A 1621-nucleotide genomic window follows, 5' to 3' on the forward strand; every position below is an offset into this window, starting at 1 on the left:
CGGCCGGAAACTGCCGTCGAAAGCGTGGATGGCGCTGCGTCGTCTGGGTTGGACGGTCGCCGCGCCGGTGGGTGTGAGGGTCAATGACCGGATCGAGCGGATGGCGCAGGAGCAGGCGGGGCGTGTTCTGCGTTCGGCGTGGTGGCGTGCTGGCCTGGCCGCCGGGGTGCTGGCGACGTGGCCGGCCGATCCGGGTAGGCGCACCGCGCAGGAGTGGGAGCAGGTACGCAAGGCGGTTCCGGGCGGGGAGCATCTACCGTCCAGCATTATCAAGTCCCGCACCCGGCAGGCCGCGAAGTTCCTTGCCGCCAATGGGCGGCTGCCGGCGGACGTGTTCGAACTGGAAGGCGTCCCGAGGGTCGCGCGGATGCTGCTGCTGGCCGCGTGTGACCGGCAGCAGGCCACCATCGAACGCAGCGACACTGACCCTGCGAGGGTGTTGCTGCGGTTGCAGTTGCCCACCCGCCCAGATCCGCGAGCCTATGCAGATTGGACGTGGGTGGCCTGTCCGATCATCCTGCCACCCACGGTCCCCGCCTCGGCGATACTGCACCTGCCCACCCTGCGCGTGACCGGCCGACAGGTGCACGCCGACCTGGCATACAGCCACCCGGTGCCGAAAGCCCGGCGCACCGGCCACGCGGTCGCGGTCGGCGTGGACTGGGGTCTCAACACCCTCCTCAGCGCGGGAGCCCTGCGACTACACGAGGGCGGGCGGATCACCGCGTTGGGGGCCGGTGGCCAGTTCCGGGCCGCCGGCATCCTCGCCAAACAGCACCGGCTGCGGCGCCTGTCAGAGCGGCTGCACGCCAAAGCCGACCACTACCAACGCCTCACCGGCCGTGACGAGCAGCATCACCTCGCCGGCAAACTGACGGTCCTGCGCGACGAAATCCGCCACGTATCCGCACGCCGGACGAACCTGAACGGCGCGCTCGCGTGGGCCGCCGCCCGCTGGGCCGTGGACCAGGCCATCGCCTCCCGGGCGACCGTCATCTACGTCGAAGACCTGCGGTCGTTGGAAGCACGGGGCATGGGCGCCACCCTCAACACCCGGCTGTCGCAGCAGGTCCGCGGGCAGATCGTCGACCGGATGCGGCACCTCGCCGCCGAGACGGGTATCGCCGTGGTCACCGTCCCCGCCCGGAACACCTCGAAGCACTGCCCCCAGTGCCTGACCCCGCTACGGCACTGCAAGGCCCCCGACAAGCCCACCACCCCAGGCTGGAAGTGGGCCGTCTGCCCCCACCAGTCCTGCCACTGGCAGGGAGACCGCGACCAGGGTGCCTGGCGGCGGATCGCCGCCCGCGGCCTGACCCATCAGGCAAAGACCGTCATCGACAAGACCAGCGGGCACATGGTCATCCGCGCCGTGGTCGACAAACTCGAAACGGCAGCGGTCATCACGAAAAGCCACCGGGGGGACCGGTCGAAGACCGGCCCCACCCGGCGCAAGCCACCACGCCCCGCGCCCAGGCGACGCAGGGCACCCTCCCCCACCCGGCCCCACAACCGAGCGGGAAAGCGTCCGGAGGGACACGCACCAACGGACCGGCCAAGGCTGCCCCGCGCAGCCCACCGACACCAGGGCGTGAACACGACCAGCACACCCACCACCGGC

Annotated in this window: 1 protein-coding gene; it reads left to right on the forward strand. The window is 71.1% G+C overall.

Translation table 11 applies throughout. The annotated features are described in order from the left end of the window. Positions 1-28: 28 nt before the first annotated feature. Positions 29-1621 (forward strand): zinc ribbon domain-containing protein (locus ACY34I_RS40325; protein ID WP_462760815.1); only part of this gene is annotated, 1593 nt, incomplete at its 3' end.

Source organism: Micromonospora sp. RTBAU3-60 (assembly GCF_054963695.1).